The sequence below is a fragment of the Thalassospira sp. GO-4 genome (assembly GCF_023588965.1).
GTDB classification, from domain to species: Bacteria; Pseudomonadota; Alphaproteobacteria; order Rhodospirillales; family Thalassospiraceae; genus Thalassospira; species Thalassospira povalilytica.
The window spans coordinates 3341986-3358269 of record NZ_CP097807.1 but is presented as its reverse complement, the minus strand read 5'-3'; the positions used below and the strand labels follow the sequence as shown (position 1 = coordinate 3358269).

Below are 16284 nucleotides of genomic sequence, written 5' to 3'. Positions count from 1 at the left end.
ACCATCCCGATTACGGGCACGGGAACGGCCATTTCTGATGGATCGCCTCGATCTCGGCCAGAACATCGTCGGACAGGGTAATGTTGGCCGATCCGATATTGGTTTTGAGCTGTTCCATGCTGGTCGCGCCAATGATGTTTGCAGTCAGGAACGGACGCGAATTGACATAGGCCAGCGCCATCTGGCACGGATCAAGACCATTGTCCTTGGCCAGTTTCACATAGGCCTCGGTCGATTTGATGCCGTTTTCGGTCTGGTAACGGCCGAAATATTGCGGCCATTTGGCAACCCGCGATCCTTCGGGACGGGCACCGCCCAGATATTTGCCCGAAAGCGCCCCGCCGCCCAGCGGCGAATAGGCCAAAAGACCGGCATCTTCGCGGATCGAACATTCAGCCATGCCGACTTCGTATTGGCGGGTCAGAAGGCTATAGGGATTCTGAACCGAAACCACGCGCGGCCAGCCATTTTTTTCGGCCAACTCAAGGAACTTCATCAGTCCCCACGGGTTTTCGTTCGACAGCCCGATATGGCGGACCTTGCCGGCCTTTACCAGTTCATCAAGGGCCTCAAGGCTTTCCTTGATCGGGGTGAAATCCTCGTTCTCGTCATGGACATAGCCCAGCTTGCCAAAGAAGTTGGAATTCCGGTCCGGCCAATGGAGCTGATAAAGATCGACATAATCGGTCTTGAGACGTTTGAGCGATCCGTCGATTGCCTCGTGAATTTGGGCACGGGTCAGACGCGGCCCGTTGCGGACATAGGCAAAACGTTCAGCCGGGCCAACAATCTTGGTCGCGATCACCAGATCATCACGACGGCCGCGCTTTTCAAGCCAGTTGCCGATGATGGTTTCGGTCGCGGTAAAGGTTTCTTCCATTGCCGGGACCGGATACATTTCGGCGGTATCGATGAAATTGACTTCGTTTGCAGTCGCATAGTCGAGCTGTTCGAACGCTTCGTCCTGCGTATTCTGCTGTCCCCAGGTCATGGTGCCCAGGCAGATAACACTGACATCAATGTCAGTACGTCCCAATCGACGATATTCCATATAACAATCCCCTTTTGCATCCCGCCGCCAAGCGGCTCCTGAAAGGATGCGACTTTTCACAATGGTATGAATATATCCCGTGACGGGCGTGATGAAACCGCCCGCGGCAAAAAATCTTATGCGATCACGGATTTAGCCAACAATTTCCGGGGATGTTAGCGCTAACACGCATCAAGTGCCGGCCCTAGACAAACAGGGTCAGAACCCCGGTATAGCCATAGAAACGGTCATTGCAGATTTCACCATTGCCGTAAAATCCGGTCAGGGGCAAATCCCCCAATTCGTCGCGGATGATCATCATTTCACGGCTTTCGGTGCCAAACAGATGCGGGCCACGGGCGACACAGCTGCAATAAAGCGCCCCGCGCGGTTTACCGGGCAGACGTTTTTGCAATTCCGATAGCATCCGGCGCAAATCCTGTTCGGCGGCGGCCCCGTCCCGGCGAACAAAGCGGATGGCGTCACCGGCTTGCACATCGCCACTAATGGCGATCATGTTGTTGTGGGGATCAACCCCCATCAGATTGCGCACGACAAAATCACCGGTATCGGAACCGGGCACCATCAGGGCCGCGTGATAACGCCCGGATGCCATGGAATGTTCACTTCCATCGGCGTCGAGTTCTTCCTTAAGCACCGAAAGAGCTGGACGGTCATCAAGGGTGGAAACGATGCCTTCGCGGCCTTCGGTCACGCGATGGACCGGGCCGATTGGCGTGCAGGCCTGGCTGATGCCGACCTGAACGGTGGTTTTGCTGTCAAACAGTACGCCTGAAAGACCGCCATTGACCACGCGATCGGCAATCTGTGGCGCGCTTCGTTCGCCCGATGCAATCCCGCCGACCAGATAGGTTGATCCCATGCGCGCCAGTTCCGACAGGGTCGCAAGACTTTGCGGTGCACCGGGATCGCCATGGACCAGACCGAAAATCGGTTGCAGACGATCAATCGCCTTTTGCAGTTCCGGTGCATCAAGATCGGCATCGGTTTTCAGCGGTTCGAAAATATGAAAGTCGTCACTGGCAAACGGGGCCACCATGACAGAAGCCGCCGGAACCCCGAAATAGGCGCGGCCCGATCCACAGACACCAACACCCGATGTGCCGATCCAGTGTTCAATCGACAGGCGCGATCGCAAAAAGGTCAGGATGCTGCCGATATCTTCGGCAAGGGCTTCGGAAACATAGAGAAACGCCAAAGCCTGGGAGGGGAGCGGTTCTTTTTCCAACAGTTCCGCCAGCTCGGAGGCGACAGACGCCCAGTTTTCCCCGCTGGCATGTGCAGCCCGAAATTCCGCCGTCATGCATTCTCCCGATTTTGACTGATCACACGATCCGGGTCTTGCGCCCGCCTTTGTCCGAACATCCCGACACGACAGCGTGCGGCCATCCGGATAGCTCACTTACATTATATCTAAGCATCGGGTCCGGTTTTCGACAAGGGCCATCGAAAAAGCAGGGTCCGATGCGCGCTTGCGGTCAGGAAATATGTTTGCGCAACAGGTCCATGGCGGCATTCAGCTGTGTCATGCGTTGATGGGACCCGTAATTGCTGTCGGGATGATGGATCGCGGCAAGCACCCGGTATTTGGCGCGTATCGTGCGCATATCGGGCCGGGCACTGGGCGCAAACCCCATGACATGCAGGGCCTCGTTAAAGGTGGTCACACCACGATCAAGCGGATCAAAGGCAAGGTTATCCACAATCTGGCGCAGACGTTCGAGTTCCTCGCGCGATTGCAAAAGTTCGACCGGGGGTTCGGCCTGACGCTTTTTGATGGCGCGCGCTTCTTCAAGGGCGGCGCGTTCTGCGGCAAGGACATCGGACTTTTCAACCCGCATATTGACGTCCCCCGCATCAAAATCGATGGCCATTTTCAAGGCCTTGCGCACGGTGACCACCGCAAATCCCGGTGGCAGACGCAATTGCAGGCGCGGTTTGCGCCGCCACGGGCGACCTTCGGCCGGACCTGATTTCAGAACAATGGTTTCACGGTCCCCTTTGGGCGGATCACCGGGATCTTCGTAATCCTCGATCGTTTTTTCCGGCACGATCAACATTACTGATCGCGCCAGATCCGCGGCATTGACGCCGCGCCGTTCGGCCAATTGCAAAACGGTGTCACGAAATGTCGACGAACAGGGGATGGTGTAGGATTGTTTGACGCCAGATGATGCGGACACGCCCGATGCCTCTGTTAAATTATTGATTTAATTTAATAATTATTACGTCCCGGGTAACTTTAACCGCCCAATCGCGCGGGCTTTTTCTGTTCCCGGATGGAAGTGTATCGGGTGATTCCGGCAGCTGCAACTGCATTTGCAGTCAAAATCGAATCGCTTCCGATTCATCCACAGGGAAAATTGCGACTCGGGATGAATCCTTGGAGTCGCCAAATGACATCCAAAGCCCTGATATTGCGCCATTCCCGCCGAATCACCAGGGATTCCAAGCTGCGACTCGGTAAAAAGTTATTCAACAAACTTATCCACAGGCCCGGATTGGCATTTTACGGGTAAATTTACCTAAATTATTGAATCATATGGATTCTTTATATGAATCAGCGGTTATGACATTTCCCCACCCTGCGCAGCCTGCAGTTCCGCGATTGAAGATCGGGCGCGTTCAAAAACACCTACCGCACCTTTAAAACAACATACGCAGTTAACGGACTGACAATTCGGAACATATCCGAAAGTAAATGGTCTGTTAATTTTACAGTAAAGCCTGTGTTTTGGGGCCAAATCCGGGTGTTTTCGGGTGCTTCAGCCACTCATGGCACATTCCGAACCTATGATTAATCAATTGATTTTAAACGATTATCATAACATCTACGCCAAGTTTCCGACCTTCCCCCTCACAGAGGGAGAAATCGTTTCGGGTTGTTGATGTTTTCTATCTACATTTGCAGTTTTTTCGCCACCCCCAGTCCGAAAATGTCGCAATTCCATCGCCAGACGACATTTTCCGTCGGATTTCATGACCGATAACCCATTGGAAAACGGTTGTTTTTCAAACCAACACCCGACAAGCGGCAAAATTCAGAAACTGCTGCACTGCACAGCTTGCCCGCATGAGGCAGTCGCACCGCACCAACGATAACCGGTCACAGATTGCGCCAAAATTGCCGCCATCGGCTAATCCACCCCGATCCACAAAACCCAAACCATGGTCCGCAAACAGCAAAAAACCCCGATACCACACGGCAATCGGGGCTTTTGGCAGGGAAAAGATTAATCAGGCAGGATCAGGATGCATCATCGAGCAGATTGATCACATCGGGCAAAATGCGTTCAACAATAACCGCGACCCCGTCCGCATTGGGATGCATGCCGTCATCCTGGTTAAGGTCGGGTTCGGCCGCAACGCCATCCAGGAAAAATGGATAGAAATCAATTTCATAGCGGCCGGCAAGGTCGGGATAGATGCTGTTGAATTCATCGCCATATGCCTTGCCCATATTGGGCGGTGCCATCATCCCGGCCAACAGGACATCGACATCCTGTGCGCGCAGTTTTTCGATGATTTTGGCCAGATTGTCGCGCGTCTGGGCCGGTTCGACCCCGCGCAAGGCATCGTTGGCACCAAGTTCAAGCAACACCGCATCGGGTTTATCCACAAGCGCCCAGTCAAGGCGGGCCAAACCGGCAGCAGAGGTATCACCCGATACCGAACTGTTAATCACCCGCACATCGTGACCGGCTTGTTTCAGGGCGCTTTGGAGCTTCGGGGCAAAGCCGTCATCATGGGCAAGGCCATATCCGGCCATCAAACTATCGCCAAACAAAACAATGGTTTGCGGCGATTTATCCGCAGCCTGAACCGGTAAAACTGCGCCAAACAGGCCAAAGAGTGCGACCATCGCCACCACAAGCCCGCGTGAAAGCCGCCTGATCGCAGTGCGCAGTGCAGTGAACTCGATTACAGTGCGGTCTTGCCCGATCGCCAAATTCATAACAAATCTCACCCCATATGCTGTCATCTTGCCGGGATGGTTACCAAGCGGTTACCCTGCGACAGCGCATTCAGATCATTAGAAATATTATCTGAACCAGAAACGTCCTGATCCGTAAGCTTATGTAACCTGCTTTGATGATCTTGCAACGGACAAGCCCGATAGGACCCCAAATGAGTGTGACCGAAACCACCGCCGTCGCGGAACAAACTGATGCTTCTGCGGGCAAGAAAGCCGAACAGACAATTGATGTCCGCAACCTGAAGCTCAGACTGCAAGGCCCCGCCGGCATTGTCGAGATTCTCAAAGGTGTTGATCTGTCACTTTATGCCGGGGAACGGGTCAGTCTGGTTGGCCCGTCCGGATCGGGCAAAACATCGCTTTTGATGGTTATTGCGGGGTTGGAACAAGCCCAGGAAGGTGTGGTCAATGTCTGTGGCAATGACCTGCGCGCCCTTGATGAGGATGGCTTGGCACTTTATCGCCGCCACCATGTCGGCATCGTGTTTCAGGACTTCCATCTGATCCCGACCATGAGCGCGCTTGAAAACGTTGCACTTCCGATGGAGTTCGCCGGACGCAAGGATGCATTCGAAAAGGCCCGTGCCGAACTTGAACTGGTCGGGCTTGGCCATCGCACCGATCATTATCCCGGCCAATTGTCGGGTGGCGAACAGCAACGCGTCGCCCTTGCCCGGGCGCTTGCCACCGATCCGGAACTTTTGCTGGCCGATGAGCCGACCGGCAACCTTGATGGTGCGACCGGTGAAACGATTATCGAATTGCTGTTTGATCTGACCAAACGGCGCGGTTCCACGTTGCTTTTGATCACCCATGATCCGGGCCTTGCCGAGCGGTGCGACCGTACCGTGATGCTGCGCGACGGCGAAATCGTTTCGCAACTGGAATCGCGGTCATGAGCAACGGTTTGTCTTTATCCCCAAGCGATGACCGCCTGTGGTCGATTGCCTGGCGGGTGTGCCGCCGGGAATTGCGCGGCGGTCTTTCGGGTTTCCGGATTTTCCTGGCCTGCCTGGCGCTGGGCGTCGGGGCGATTGCCGCTGTCGGAAACGTTTCGGAATCCGTTCTTTCCGCGCTGGAGCGCGACGGGCGCAAGCTTTTGGGCGGCGATGTCGAACTGCGCCTGACCCATATGGAAGCCACAGCCGAGCAACTTGACTGGCTGCGCGCCAATACCGAACGCATGGGCGAACTGGCAACCATGCGCACCACGGCCTATGGCCCGGAACAGCGGCGGCTGGTGGAACTCAAGGCGGTTGATGATATCTATCCGCTATTTGGCGAGATGGAGCTTGCCGATAACATTCCGTTTGCCGGTATCCTTGATCGGAAAGACGGCCTTTGGGGTGCGGTGACCGAGGCCGGCCTTCTGGAACGCCTTAACATCGCGATCGGAGATACGGTCAAACTTGGCGATATCGATGTCCAGATCCGTGGCGTCATTGCCACGGAACCTGACAAGGCGGTCGGGTTCTTTAACTTTGGCCCGCGCCTGATGGTGTCAAAAGCCGCCCTGATGGACACCGGCCTTGTTCAGCCCGGCAGCCTGATCCGCTATTATTACGCATTGGATCTGATGGGTAATGAAACGCCAACCGCGTTTCGTGAACGGCTTGAAAACCAGTTTGAAGATGCCGGTTGGCGCATCCGCGACACATCGAACGCCAATCCCGGTTTGCGCCGTTTTATTGAACGTTTGACCCTGTTTCTGACCCTGGTTGGTCTGTCCGCCCTTCTGGTGGGCGGCATCGGGGTCGCCAATGCAGTGCGCAGCCATATCGAAAGCAAAACATCTGTTATCGCCACCCTGAAATCGATCGGGGCGTCACATGGACTGGTGTTGCGGATTTACTTCCTGCAAATCCTGGTGCTTGCGCTGATCGGGATCGGGGTCGGGCTTTTGATCGGGGCTGTAACCCCGGCAATTGTCGCCCCGCTTCTGGCCGGGCGGTTGCCGATCGATGTGACCCTTGGCCCGGCATTGCCATCCCTGATCATTGCCACCAGCTTCGGGCTGCTGACCACACTGGTCTTTGCATTGCCGTCCCTGTTGCGTGCGCGTGAAATTCCCGCCGCCCGGCTTTTCCGGGCCAGTGCGGGTCTGTTTAACGGCAGTCCGGTGCGCCGGCGCGACCTGCCCTATATAGGCATCCCCCTTGTGCTGTTGCTGGTCCTGACGGTTTTGACGGCAACCGACCGGGCAATTGCACTGGGCTTTATTGCCGGATCTGCCGCGGCCGTGGTGATTTTCACCTATGCCGGACGGGGAATTGTATCTCTTTCGAAACGGTTTATCACCGGTCGGGATGCCTTTTCGCGTCTTGCCCTGGCCAACCTGCATCGTCCGGGGGCAAGCACGGTTCCGGTCGCCCTGTCACTTGGGCTTGGCCTGACCCTGCTGGTCACGATTTCCGGGATCGAGGGCAATCTTGATAACGAGATCAATGAAAACCTTCCTGAATCTGCCCCGGCCTTCTTCTTCCTTGATATACGTCCGGATCAGATGGATCAGTTCCGAAGCCAGCTTCTGGCGCAGGAAAATGTTTCGGATATCGAACAAACACCGATGCTACGCGGACGTGTCACCGCGATTGACGGGGTTGATGCCAATGATGTGGGCCCGGGCGATGATCGCTGGTTCCTGCGTGGTGACCGTGGCCTGACCTTTGCCGCCGCCCCGCCGCCCGAAACCAAACTGGTGCGCGGGGAATGGTGGCCGTCTGATTATGATGATGTGTCCAAGCCGCTGGTATCGATCAGTGCCGATATCGGCAATGCCTTTGAACTTGAACCCGGTGATACGATTACGGTCAATATTCTGGGCCGCGACATCACGGCCGAGATCGCCAACTGGCGCGAGGTCGAATGGCAAAGCCTGCGCATGAATTTTGCCATGGTGTTTTCACCCGGCCTGATCGACAAGGCCCCCTATAGCCTGATTGCCACCGCCCATATGCCGCGCGAAATGGAAGAACCGGTTGATCGCATGATCGGTCTCGACTTCCCGAATGTATCCGCCATCCGTGTGCGCGAGGCACTGGAAGCCGCCAACGCCATTCTGGCCGGGATTGGAACCGCACTTAATGCGACAAGCATGATTGCGATTGTTGCCGGGGTGCTTGTCCTTGCCGGCGCAGTTGCCGCAGGCCGCCGCAAGCGGATCTATGATGCCGTGGTGCTCAAGACGCTTGGCGCGACACGGGCCAATATCCTTTATGCCTATGCGCTGGAATACGGGATTTTGGGTCTTGCGACCGGGGTGATTGCCGCCTTTGTCGGCTCGGTCGCGGCATGGTCGGTGCTGGTTCTGGTGATGGAGGCACATTGGGTCTTCTTGCCGATGACCATTTTCGGTCCGATTGCCATCGGTCTTCTGGCAACGCTTTCGGCCGGCTTCGTTGGCACCTGGCAGGCGCTGCGCAGTCCCGCCGCACCGATGTTGCGCAACGAATAGGCCATTTCCCGATATCTTGAAAAAACAGGGCCGGTCACATTTGACCGGCCCTGTTTTCTGTTTCAGATCATTTCGATATCAAACCGGAAAGACCGGTTCGGCTGGTAATGGCATTACGCCAGATCACGCAAAGCACGCCTGACGACCTTGCCGGTCGTGGTCATTGGCAACTGATCGAGAAACGCGATTTCACGCGGATATTCATGCGCGGCAAGGCGGGTTTTGACGAAATCCTTGATATCGCTTTCAAGTTCGGGGCTTTGCGCATAACCATCAGCCAGAACCACAAAGGCCTTTACGATCTGTCCGCGCTGGTCATCGGGTTTGCCAATCACCCCGGCCATGCGAATGGCCGGATGGGCAATCAGGCAATCTTCGATCTCGCCCGGGCCGATGCGATATCCGGCCGAACTGATGACATCATCATCGCGCCCGACAAAGCGGATATAGCCATCCGCATCGACACAGCCCATATCGCCGGTCAAAAGCCATTCGCCGACAAATTTGTCACGGGTGGCTTCGGGATTGCGCCAATATTCCAGAAACATCACCGGATCGGGTGCCCGCACTGCAATGCGCCCCATCTCACCGGGGGCCACGACATTCCCGCCCAGATCAATCACCGCAACATTATGGCCCGGCACCGGACGGCCCATGACGCCGGGCTTGGGGGCCATGATCGACTGACAGGAACTGACGACCATATTGCATTCGGTCTGACCGTAAAATTCATTGATGGTGACACCGAACACCCGACGCCCCCAATCAAGAAGTTCCGCACCAAGTGTTTCGCCACCACTTGCAATAGAACGTAGGTTGCAGTTGAATTTTTGCGCCATTTCATCGCCCGCCGCCCGCATCATCTTTAATGCAGTTGGCGGCAGGAAGGTATTGCGCACACCATATTCGGCAATCAGGCCAAAGGCGGCTTCGGGTGTGAATTTTTCAAAACGGTGCGCAACCACCGGCACCCCGTGATGCCAGGCCGGCAGCAAGACATCAAGCAGCCCGCCGATCCAGGCCCAATCCGCAGGCGTCCACATCACATCCCCGTCCTTGGGGAAGAAATCATGGGACATTTCAACACCGGGCAAATGGCCCAGCAGAACCCGATGGGCATGAAGCGCGCCTTTGGGCTGGCCGGTGGTACCGGATGTGTAAATGATCAGGGCCGGTTCATCGGCACGGGTTTTGACAACATCAAACTGGTCGCTGGCCTCGGCTGACAGGGCCTTGAAATCAAAGCAGCCATCCGGCGCGCCATCAATGACATAGACATATTCAAGTGCCGGCAAAAGATCGCGGATTTCAGCAATTTTTGCCGCCCCTTCCTTGTCGGTCACCAGCGCCTTGGCGGCACAGTTGCCCAACCGGTATTCCAGCGCATCGACCCCGAAAAGGGTAAAGAGCGGAACCGCAACTCCGCCCATCTTGTAGGTCGCGATATGGGCAATCGCGGTTTCGGGGCTTTGCGGCAACAGAATACCCACCCGGTCCCCACGCCGGATGCCATGGCGGCGCATGACATTGGCAAAGCGATTCGACAAACGTTTGAACTGGGCAAATGTGTAATCACGGCGCGATCCGTCGCGCCGACGGTGCATCAGCGCCAAACGATCCGGGTCATCGGCCCATTTGTCGCAAACATCAACACCAATATTGAAATGAGTCGGTACATCCCAGACAAAATCCGAGCATACCGTCGCGTAGTCATCACGACTGGTCAGCATATTTCCTCCCTGAATTTACCGCTGTTATTTGTTTTTGGCTGCGGCAAATATTGGCGACATGATAGTGCCTTTTGCATTCGGATTGCACCGATTTTGTTTGTCGTTGGCGATCTGAATGGCAAGAAAGCCCCATCAGAACGATGCAGTGCATCATTCAAACCATAAACCGGCCTTGTCTGACCCGGGGTTATTTGCAGATAAGTTGCCGATCCTGATTCAGGGTGACGGATCAAGCAGGAAAGTGAAATTCGCAGACTGCCCGGCATCGGTTGTAGCCCGGCTGTGGCAGCCCAGACAGGTGGCATCGGCTTGGTGCTGCATGAAGCTTTCAAGCGCACTGTTGGTCAGATAACGGGGAACTTCGCCGACGCCGAATGTCGCCCCGCCCGGATTTCCGATCCATTGTGTGCCAAGCAGCATGTAATTCTGCCAAACGGTACCGGCCAGTTTGCGTTGCCAGATGAAATTGGACTCCGCCGTGCCCGAAAACAGTCGCCAGCAGCGAACGATATCGGATCCCCCGACCGGTTCCCCGGACAGGCGCCGCGCATAGGGTGCGCTGTCCGCCCATTTCACATCCCCCGAAACCGGATTATTGGCCGCCGTCCCGCCAACGCCATGCCCGCCGTAAAATGCATAGGGCCGATCGATATCAGTTGGCGCCAGACATCCGTTGGCAAACGGGGTATCGGTGATGATGCTGTTGGGGCGACGGGCATTCGACGCCAAGGGCACATTGTCGATATGCTCGAAACTTGACCAGATCCAGCGATCCCCATTGCCACTTTGCACCCGCTGTACCAGATGCAAGCCCACCAGTCCGACCGTGACATCAAGACATTTCGCCCGCCCGTCGACCGTTTGCGATGGCCCCAGCGATATGCGGGCCGGACGGGTGTAATAGCCATGATCGACCAGCGTTTTGGTGCCGTCATTGCCCGGTAAAATGCGCCAGGCAAATTTCAATAATTGCGCGCCCATAACCCCGGGTGCGCTTGGCGGAATGCGCGGCGCATCGCCGACGGATGCACCATTCCTTACAGCGTTGCGCGTATCATCGGTTGATCGGGATGATGTGCTGTCTGCTATGGCCGTCGCAGTGATTGGTGGCGTCATGTGCCCGACAGGAAAGCTTATGGGGTTTTGCCCGTTGGCAAAGGCCAGACGCCCGGACTTCTGATCAAGGCCGTTCTCGCGGATATAATCCGCTGCAACCTGATTGATCCGGGTTTCATACAGCACAAAATTCCCGGCCTGATCGATCAGGATATCGCCGGTCGATTGCACATAGCTTGCCAGCAGCAGGGAACCGTCGGGCAGATCATCGGCACAGGACGGGTTGGGAAAGGCGACTTCGGAAAACAGATCCCGTCGGGTCGGGAAGTCTTGCCAGGCGGCTTTGCTGCCCGGGATATCAAGATCGGCATCACGTGCGACATCATGTGCGGCATCATGTACGGCATCACCCGGGGCCATCAGGGCGGTAAAAGCCTGCCAGGAGAAGCGGTCAAACGGACGTTGCGCATGATAGGCCAGAAACCGGTAGACGAAACTGGCATCAAATTCCGGCACATCGACGGGCGCAATCGCACAGGGTTCCGCGCCCGAACCGTCGGCACAGAATTCACCGTCATCGTATTTTTCAACAAAGACCGGGATATCCCCACGTTCGGCATTGGCGGTGAATTTCGCATTCTGGGCCAGCGTGGCAGACGGTATCGCCAACATCACCGGCATCAGACACAGGGCAATGCCAAGTTTGCGCATCGAAAATGGTGGTGCCACGATGGTTTCTGACATGCCTGTTGGTACCTTTGATGTATCGCGCTGCACATCATGCTTTACGCCGTGGCGCCATCATAAACCTGTTTGGGCGGGCTGTCCTTAATGTGGAATTTCACATTCTTGTCAGATGTCGGGTGAACAAGATCACATTCGGGCGCGCCGGGGGATTGCCGTTTCCGCCAAACCGTTGCTTTTCACGGAAATCCTGCCATATTTTGACCATCGCAGAATTGTATAAACGATTCTGCCCACAATTGGATCAAAGAGGGATTTCAATGGCTTTTGAAACGCGTCAACGCGGCTATGACGTCTCGGTTGGCCGGTCGGCGGCCGAGATCGATGAAGGTCTCCGCGCCTATATGCTGCGTGTCTATAACTACATGGCATCCGCACTTGCCCTGACCGGTATCGTGGCAATGGCTGTGTCGACCAGCCCGGCCCTGATGCAGGCTATTTTTGGCACCGGACTGCACTGGATTGTCATGCTGGCCCCGATCGGGCTTGTCTTCTTCCTGAGCGCACGAATTCATAAAATGAGCTTCGGCGCAGCACAGGCGACATTCTGGGTATATGCCGGGCTGATGGGCTTGTCCCTTGCTTCGATCTTCCTGGTTTATACCGGTGAATCGATCGCACGTACCTTCTTCATCACCGCTGGTACCTTTGGTGCGATGAGCCTTTATGGCTACACCACCAAGAAGGACCTGTCGGGTTGGGGCAGCTTCCTGTTCATGGGCCTGATCGGCATCATCATTGCCAGCGTGGTCAACATCTTCCTTGGCAGCAGCATGCTGCAGTTCGTCATTTCGGCGGCTGGTGTTCTGATCTTCACGGGCCTTACCGCCTATGACACCCAGCGCATCAAGGAAGCGTATCACGAGCATGATGACGCAACCACCGCAGGCAAAAAAGCCCTGTTCGGTGCGCTGCAGCTTTATCTCGACTTCGTGAACCTGTTCATCATGCTTCTGCACTTCTTCGGTAATCGCGAATAGAAGTGACGTTGTATGCTGCCCCCGGGCAGTCGCAGTCAAAACCCCCGCAGCGTCTGCTGCGGGGGTTTCTTTTTGTTCGGATCACTTCGTGATGCCTGACGTGCTTCCGGTGTCCCCTGGACGCCCAGTTCGGAAAGCTCGCCAGCTGGCAATCAGGAGGCCGCGGCCTTTGCCGATCCGTCGCCGCCGGTGGCTTCCATCACGGCCTTGCGATGGCCCATTTGCGAAATGATGTTTTCAGCACGGGTATAGCCCCCGGAAGCCGCGCGCGCCGCCCCCTTGGCCCCGGCATCGACAAAGGCCTCATAGGATTGCGAGAAGCCCATTCTGGCATTGGACAGCATGGTGACATCCTGATCCTGGGTACCATTGGTCAGATAGACCGTCGCCAGGGCAAACATTGTCCTGCCCCAGATATAGGGATCATCACGCCGGCCACAGATTTTAAGGGCGGCCTGAAAGACAGGAACGACCTGCGCATCGGGGATGCTGACATCATTGATGATGGCCGCAGACACAATCGATTCCGCCAGCCCATAGGCGGTAATCGCATAAAGCGGCGCATGTGCCCGACTGTTGATCATGCCAAGGGCACGGCGATATTGCGATGCCCCCTGTTCGACAAGTTTGGCGTCCTCGGCATCCTTGCCGGTTGCGACCATTGCCTCGGCCAGTTTGCAGATTGCCAGTGCACGATCAACCGGCGATCCCATCGACAGTTCGAACCGCCGTTCAAGCATTTTCCAGATGCCGATGGCCAGCGCACCCGAGCGCGCCTTGAGACTGGCGATCAGTGACCAGTTCACAAGCCCCGCATACAGCGCAAGAAGGGCGGCCGATCGGGCGTCGATTTTTGAAAAGTCGCTGATTTGCGCTACCAGATCTTCGGTGCGCAATTCACGTACGACTTCTTCTTTTTGCTGGGGCCGTGATGTTTCACCCAGCAATCCCGATGATGTACGGGCCTTGGGTTTGGCCGGTTCGGATACGGTTTCGCCCGCCGCACCAAGGGTTTTGCGAATATGGGGTTCAAGCACGCGCAAGGCACTGGCGCAATAGGTGCGATCCCCGGTTTCGGTCAGGACAAACGCCCCAAAGGCATAGGCGGTCGCCACCCCCTGCCCGGCCATTTCGAAATGTTCGCCGCGATTGATGCGTTCCTGAAATTCTTCGAGATGGGTGGTCAGACGTGAAATTTGCAGCAACCGCTGCTCGCCGCCCCGCGATTTGAAAATCAGCTGGGCCGCCAGCAAAATGCGCAAGGCCTGGGCGACATCGGGATGATCGGTTTGCCGGAAACTGTGAGTAAGCGGCAACATCAGATCATAAAGCGACGAGGTCAAAGCATCACTGACCAGATGCAGATCGAAACCGCCGGTATTGTGGTTTTCCTGTCCCCAGAAAACCGCATCCGCATCAACCCGGCGCCCCATATTCAAAACATTGAGCTGGGCTTCGCGCATTGCCTGGAATGCATCAACCGCATCCGAATTGGGGGCAAAATACTGATCCAGTCTGATCTGGCTGCTTTCGGGCATATCGGCCAGACTGCGCGCGATCATATCGCTTAGCGGATCTGGCGGGCGGACACCGCCCTGGGCATTTGCATCGGGACGATTGAAGCGGGCAATGGCATACAGGCACAGCGGTTCCGCAGCCGAGGCAGTATCATCCCCCGCAGTCTCAACCAACTCCCCTGATGTATCGTTGCCGGTAATCAGTGACTTGATCACCAGGCCAACCATTGACCAGAACCCAGCCATTCCTGCCCTTATTGCATCCACGAAAAACTGACACGCAGCTTCTATAGATACTTGAATTCATTAAGGGTCCATTGTCATCCGCGCGACCCGGCTGGTCAATGCTGGAGCGCGGCTTTAACGCCATACCGAAGTATAGAAAACCTACCCTTCAAATACCGAACCCCCCAGTCGATCAACTAGATTTTAGGGTTCTGCGCGGTCATCGCAAATCGGTGACCTTTTTGAAACCGTTACGGGAATGACCTGCGTTCCCGGGCGGGTTGCAGAAAGAAAATCATCCATATGACATCCACATGATCGGGCAGGCAAAAGGCACCGGACCATAACGATCCGGTGCCTTGAAAACAGGTCATCAGGAATGTCGCACGAACAGTTTTCAGTTCCAGGGACGGGTGCGGCGCCGTGGTTTGGTTGCCGGTTGCGTCGGGCGCGATGCCGGTTGCGATCCGCCCCAGGGCCCTTTTTGTGATGCCGGACGCGCAGACGCAGGCCGCGCGGCCGCACCATGTCCACCACTACCCTGCCCGCTCAGGCCACTGGCCATTTCCTGAAGCTTGGCGATGCGGTTGGCCATGTTGGGGTGGGTGGAAAACAGATTGTCGACACCCTTCCCCGACAGCGGATTGGCGATATACATATGTGCGGTTGCCGGGTTGCGCTCGGCTTCCATGTTCGGGATGGCGTGCACACCTTTATCAAGCTTGGCCAGTGCACTGGCCAGCCACAGGGGATGTCCGCAAATTTCAGCCCCGATACGGTCCGCGTCATATTCCCGGGTGCGCGAAATTGCCATCTGCACAATCATCGCCCCCATCGGGGCCAGAATGGCAATCAGGATCATGCCGATCCCGCCCAACGGATTGTTGTTTTCGCTGCGATTGCCGCCGAACATGCCGGCAAACATCGCAAAATTGGCAAGGGCCGAAATCGCACCGGCGATGGTTGCCGTAATCGTCATGGTCAGGGTATCGCGGTTTTTGACATGGGCCAGTTCATGGGCCATGACACCGGCGATCTCGTTGCGATCAAGCAGTTTCAGCAAACCCGTTGTTGCCGCCACCGCCGCATTTTCCGGATTGCGCCCGGTGGCAAAGGCATTGGGTTGCGGGTTTTCAATCACATAGACCTTGGGCATTGGCAGACCGGCATTACGCGCCAGATCGCGCACCATGGAAACCAGTTCCGGCGCGGTGCGATCATCAACCTGTTTTGCACTGCGCATCCGAAGCAGCATGGCATCGGAATTCCAATAGGCGAACACATTCATCGCCCCGGCAAACAACAGCGCAATGATCATGCCCTGTTGCCCGCCAATCATCATGCCAACGGCACCAAACAGCGCGGTCAACCCCGCCAGCAACAAACCTGTACGCACATAGTTCATGGTCGAACACCCTTTTCGACAACCCTTTCGAACGACAGATAAGGCAAAGTTTGCCAATGGCAAGCGCCCGGCAAACTTGTCCTGCCTGTTTGCCTCCGCATCGAAAACTTATTCCTTGGTGTGGGAAGATTATTCCCGCCAACCCT

Annotated in this window: 11 protein-coding genes; 3 read left to right on the top strand and 8 right to left on the bottom strand. The window is 56.1% G+C overall.

All coding sequences use genetic code 11. The features are described 5' to 3' along the window. Positions 1–10: 10 nt before the first annotated feature. The 4 genes from M9H61_RS15485 to M9H61_RS15470 all read right to left on the bottom strand — a co-directional run bounded on the left by M9H61_RS15485 (position 11) and on the right by M9H61_RS15470 (position 5006). The gene (locus tag M9H61_RS15485; RefSeq protein WP_250281502.1) at positions 11–1051 is read right to left on the bottom strand and encodes an NADP(H)-dependent aldo-keto reductase; all 1041 of its coding nucleotides are present in this window, start codon (positions 1049–1051) and stop codon (positions 11–13) included. A gap of 184 nt (positions 1052–1235) precedes the next feature. After that, positions 1236–2354, bottom strand: coding sequence for an FIST C-terminal domain-containing protein (locus M9H61_RS15480; RefSeq protein WP_101248232.1), 1119 nt, complete (start codon positions 2352–2354; stop codon positions 1236–1238). Between the two features lie 175 nt (positions 2355–2529). Next, positions 2530–3234, bottom strand: a complete 705-nt coding sequence (locus tag M9H61_RS15475) for a J domain-containing protein (protein WP_101248233.1) — start codon at positions 3232–3234, stop codon at positions 2530–2532. Positions 3235–4298: 1064 nt separating this feature from the next. Beyond that, positions 4299–5006 carry an arylesterase gene (locus M9H61_RS15470; protein ID WP_250281500.1) on the bottom strand — a complete coding sequence of 236 codons (708 nt, stop codon included), beginning with the start codon at positions 5004–5006 and terminating at the stop codon, positions 4299–4301. A 173-nt stretch (positions 5007–5179) separates the two neighbouring features. Here M9H61_RS15470 and M9H61_RS15465 point away from each other — a divergent pair, with 173 nt between their 5' ends. After that, positions 5180–5926 (top strand): ABC transporter ATP-binding protein, encoded by a 747-nt coding sequence (locus M9H61_RS15465; RefSeq protein ID WP_101248235.1) that lies wholly within the window; start codon positions 5180–5182, stop codon positions 5924–5926. Continuing rightward, entirely contained in the window at positions 5923–8481 is a 2559-nt protein-coding gene (locus M9H61_RS15460; protein ID WP_250281498.1) for an ABC transporter permease, read from the top strand. The genes M9H61_RS15465 and M9H61_RS15460 overlap by 4 nt, the downstream gene beginning before the upstream one ends. A 113-nt stretch (positions 8482–8594) precedes the next feature. Here M9H61_RS15460 and M9H61_RS15455 read toward each other — a convergent pair whose 3' ends face one another. Continuing rightward, the gene (locus M9H61_RS15455; RefSeq protein ID WP_250281496.1) at positions 8595–10211 is read right to left on the bottom strand and encodes an acyl-CoA synthetase; all 1617 of its coding nucleotides are present in this window, start codon (positions 10209–10211) and stop codon (positions 8595–8597) included. A gap of 216 nt (positions 10212–10427) precedes the next feature. Beyond that, a complete protein-coding gene (locus M9H61_RS15450) occupies positions 10428–12011 on the bottom strand; it encodes a hypothetical protein (RefSeq protein WP_250281494.1) in 1584 nt (527 codons plus the stop codon). A gap of 260 nt (positions 12012–12271) precedes the next feature. Here M9H61_RS15450 and M9H61_RS15445 point away from each other — a divergent pair, with 260 nt between their 5' ends. Then, entirely contained in the window at positions 12272–12991 is a 720-nt protein-coding gene (locus M9H61_RS15445) for a Bax inhibitor-1/YccA family protein (RefSeq protein ID WP_101248238.1), read from the top strand. A 152-nt stretch (positions 12992–13143) separates the two neighbouring features. Here M9H61_RS15445 and M9H61_RS15440 read toward each other — a convergent pair whose 3' ends face one another. Both M9H61_RS15440 and htpX read right to left on the bottom strand, forming a co-directional pair. Further along, a complete protein-coding gene (locus M9H61_RS15440; protein WP_250281493.1) occupies positions 13144–14754 on the bottom strand; it encodes a hypothetical protein in 1611 nt (536 codons plus the stop codon). Between the two features lie 376 nt (positions 14755–15130). Further along, entirely contained in the window at positions 15131–16138 is a 1008-nt protein-coding gene (gene htpX, locus M9H61_RS15435) for a zinc metalloprotease HtpX (protein WP_228194733.1), read from the bottom strand. Positions 16139–16284: the final 146 nt, after the last annotated feature.

Coding starts and splice junctions, on each gene's coding strand:
- M9H61_RS15485 (WP_250281502.1), bottom strand. CDS start 1,051: ATGGAATATCGTCGATTGGGACGTACTGACATTGATGTCAGTGTTATC.
- M9H61_RS15480 (WP_101248232.1), bottom strand. CDS start 2,354: ATGACGGCGGAATTTCGGGCTGCACATGCCAGCGGGGAAAACTGGGCG.
- M9H61_RS15470 (WP_250281500.1), bottom strand. CDS start 5,006: ATGAATTTGGCGATCGGGCAAGACCGCACTGTAATCGAGTTCACTGCA.
- M9H61_RS15465 (WP_101248235.1), top strand. CDS start 5,180: ATGAGTGTGACCGAAACCACCGCCGTCGCGGAACAAACTGATGCTTCT.
- M9H61_RS15460 (WP_250281498.1), top strand. CDS start 5,923: ATGAGCAACGGTTTGTCTTTATCCCCAAGCGATGACCGCCTGTGGTCG.
- M9H61_RS15455 (WP_250281496.1), bottom strand. CDS start 10,211: ATGCTGACCAGTCGTGATGACTACGCGACGGTATGCTCGGATTTTGTC.
- M9H61_RS15450 (WP_250281494.1), bottom strand. CDS start 12,011: ATGTCAGAAACCATCGTGGCACCACCATTTTCGATGCGCAAACTTGGC.
- M9H61_RS15445 (WP_101248238.1), top strand. CDS start 12,272: ATGGCTTTTGAAACGCGTCAACGCGGCTATGACGTCTCGGTTGGCCGG.
- M9H61_RS15440 (WP_250281493.1), bottom strand. CDS start 14,754: ATGGCTGGGTTCTGGTCAATGGTTGGCCTGGTGATCAAGTCACTGATT.
- htpX (WP_228194733.1), bottom strand. CDS start 16,138: ATGAACTATGTGCGTACAGGTTTGTTGCTGGCGGGGTTGACCGCGCTG.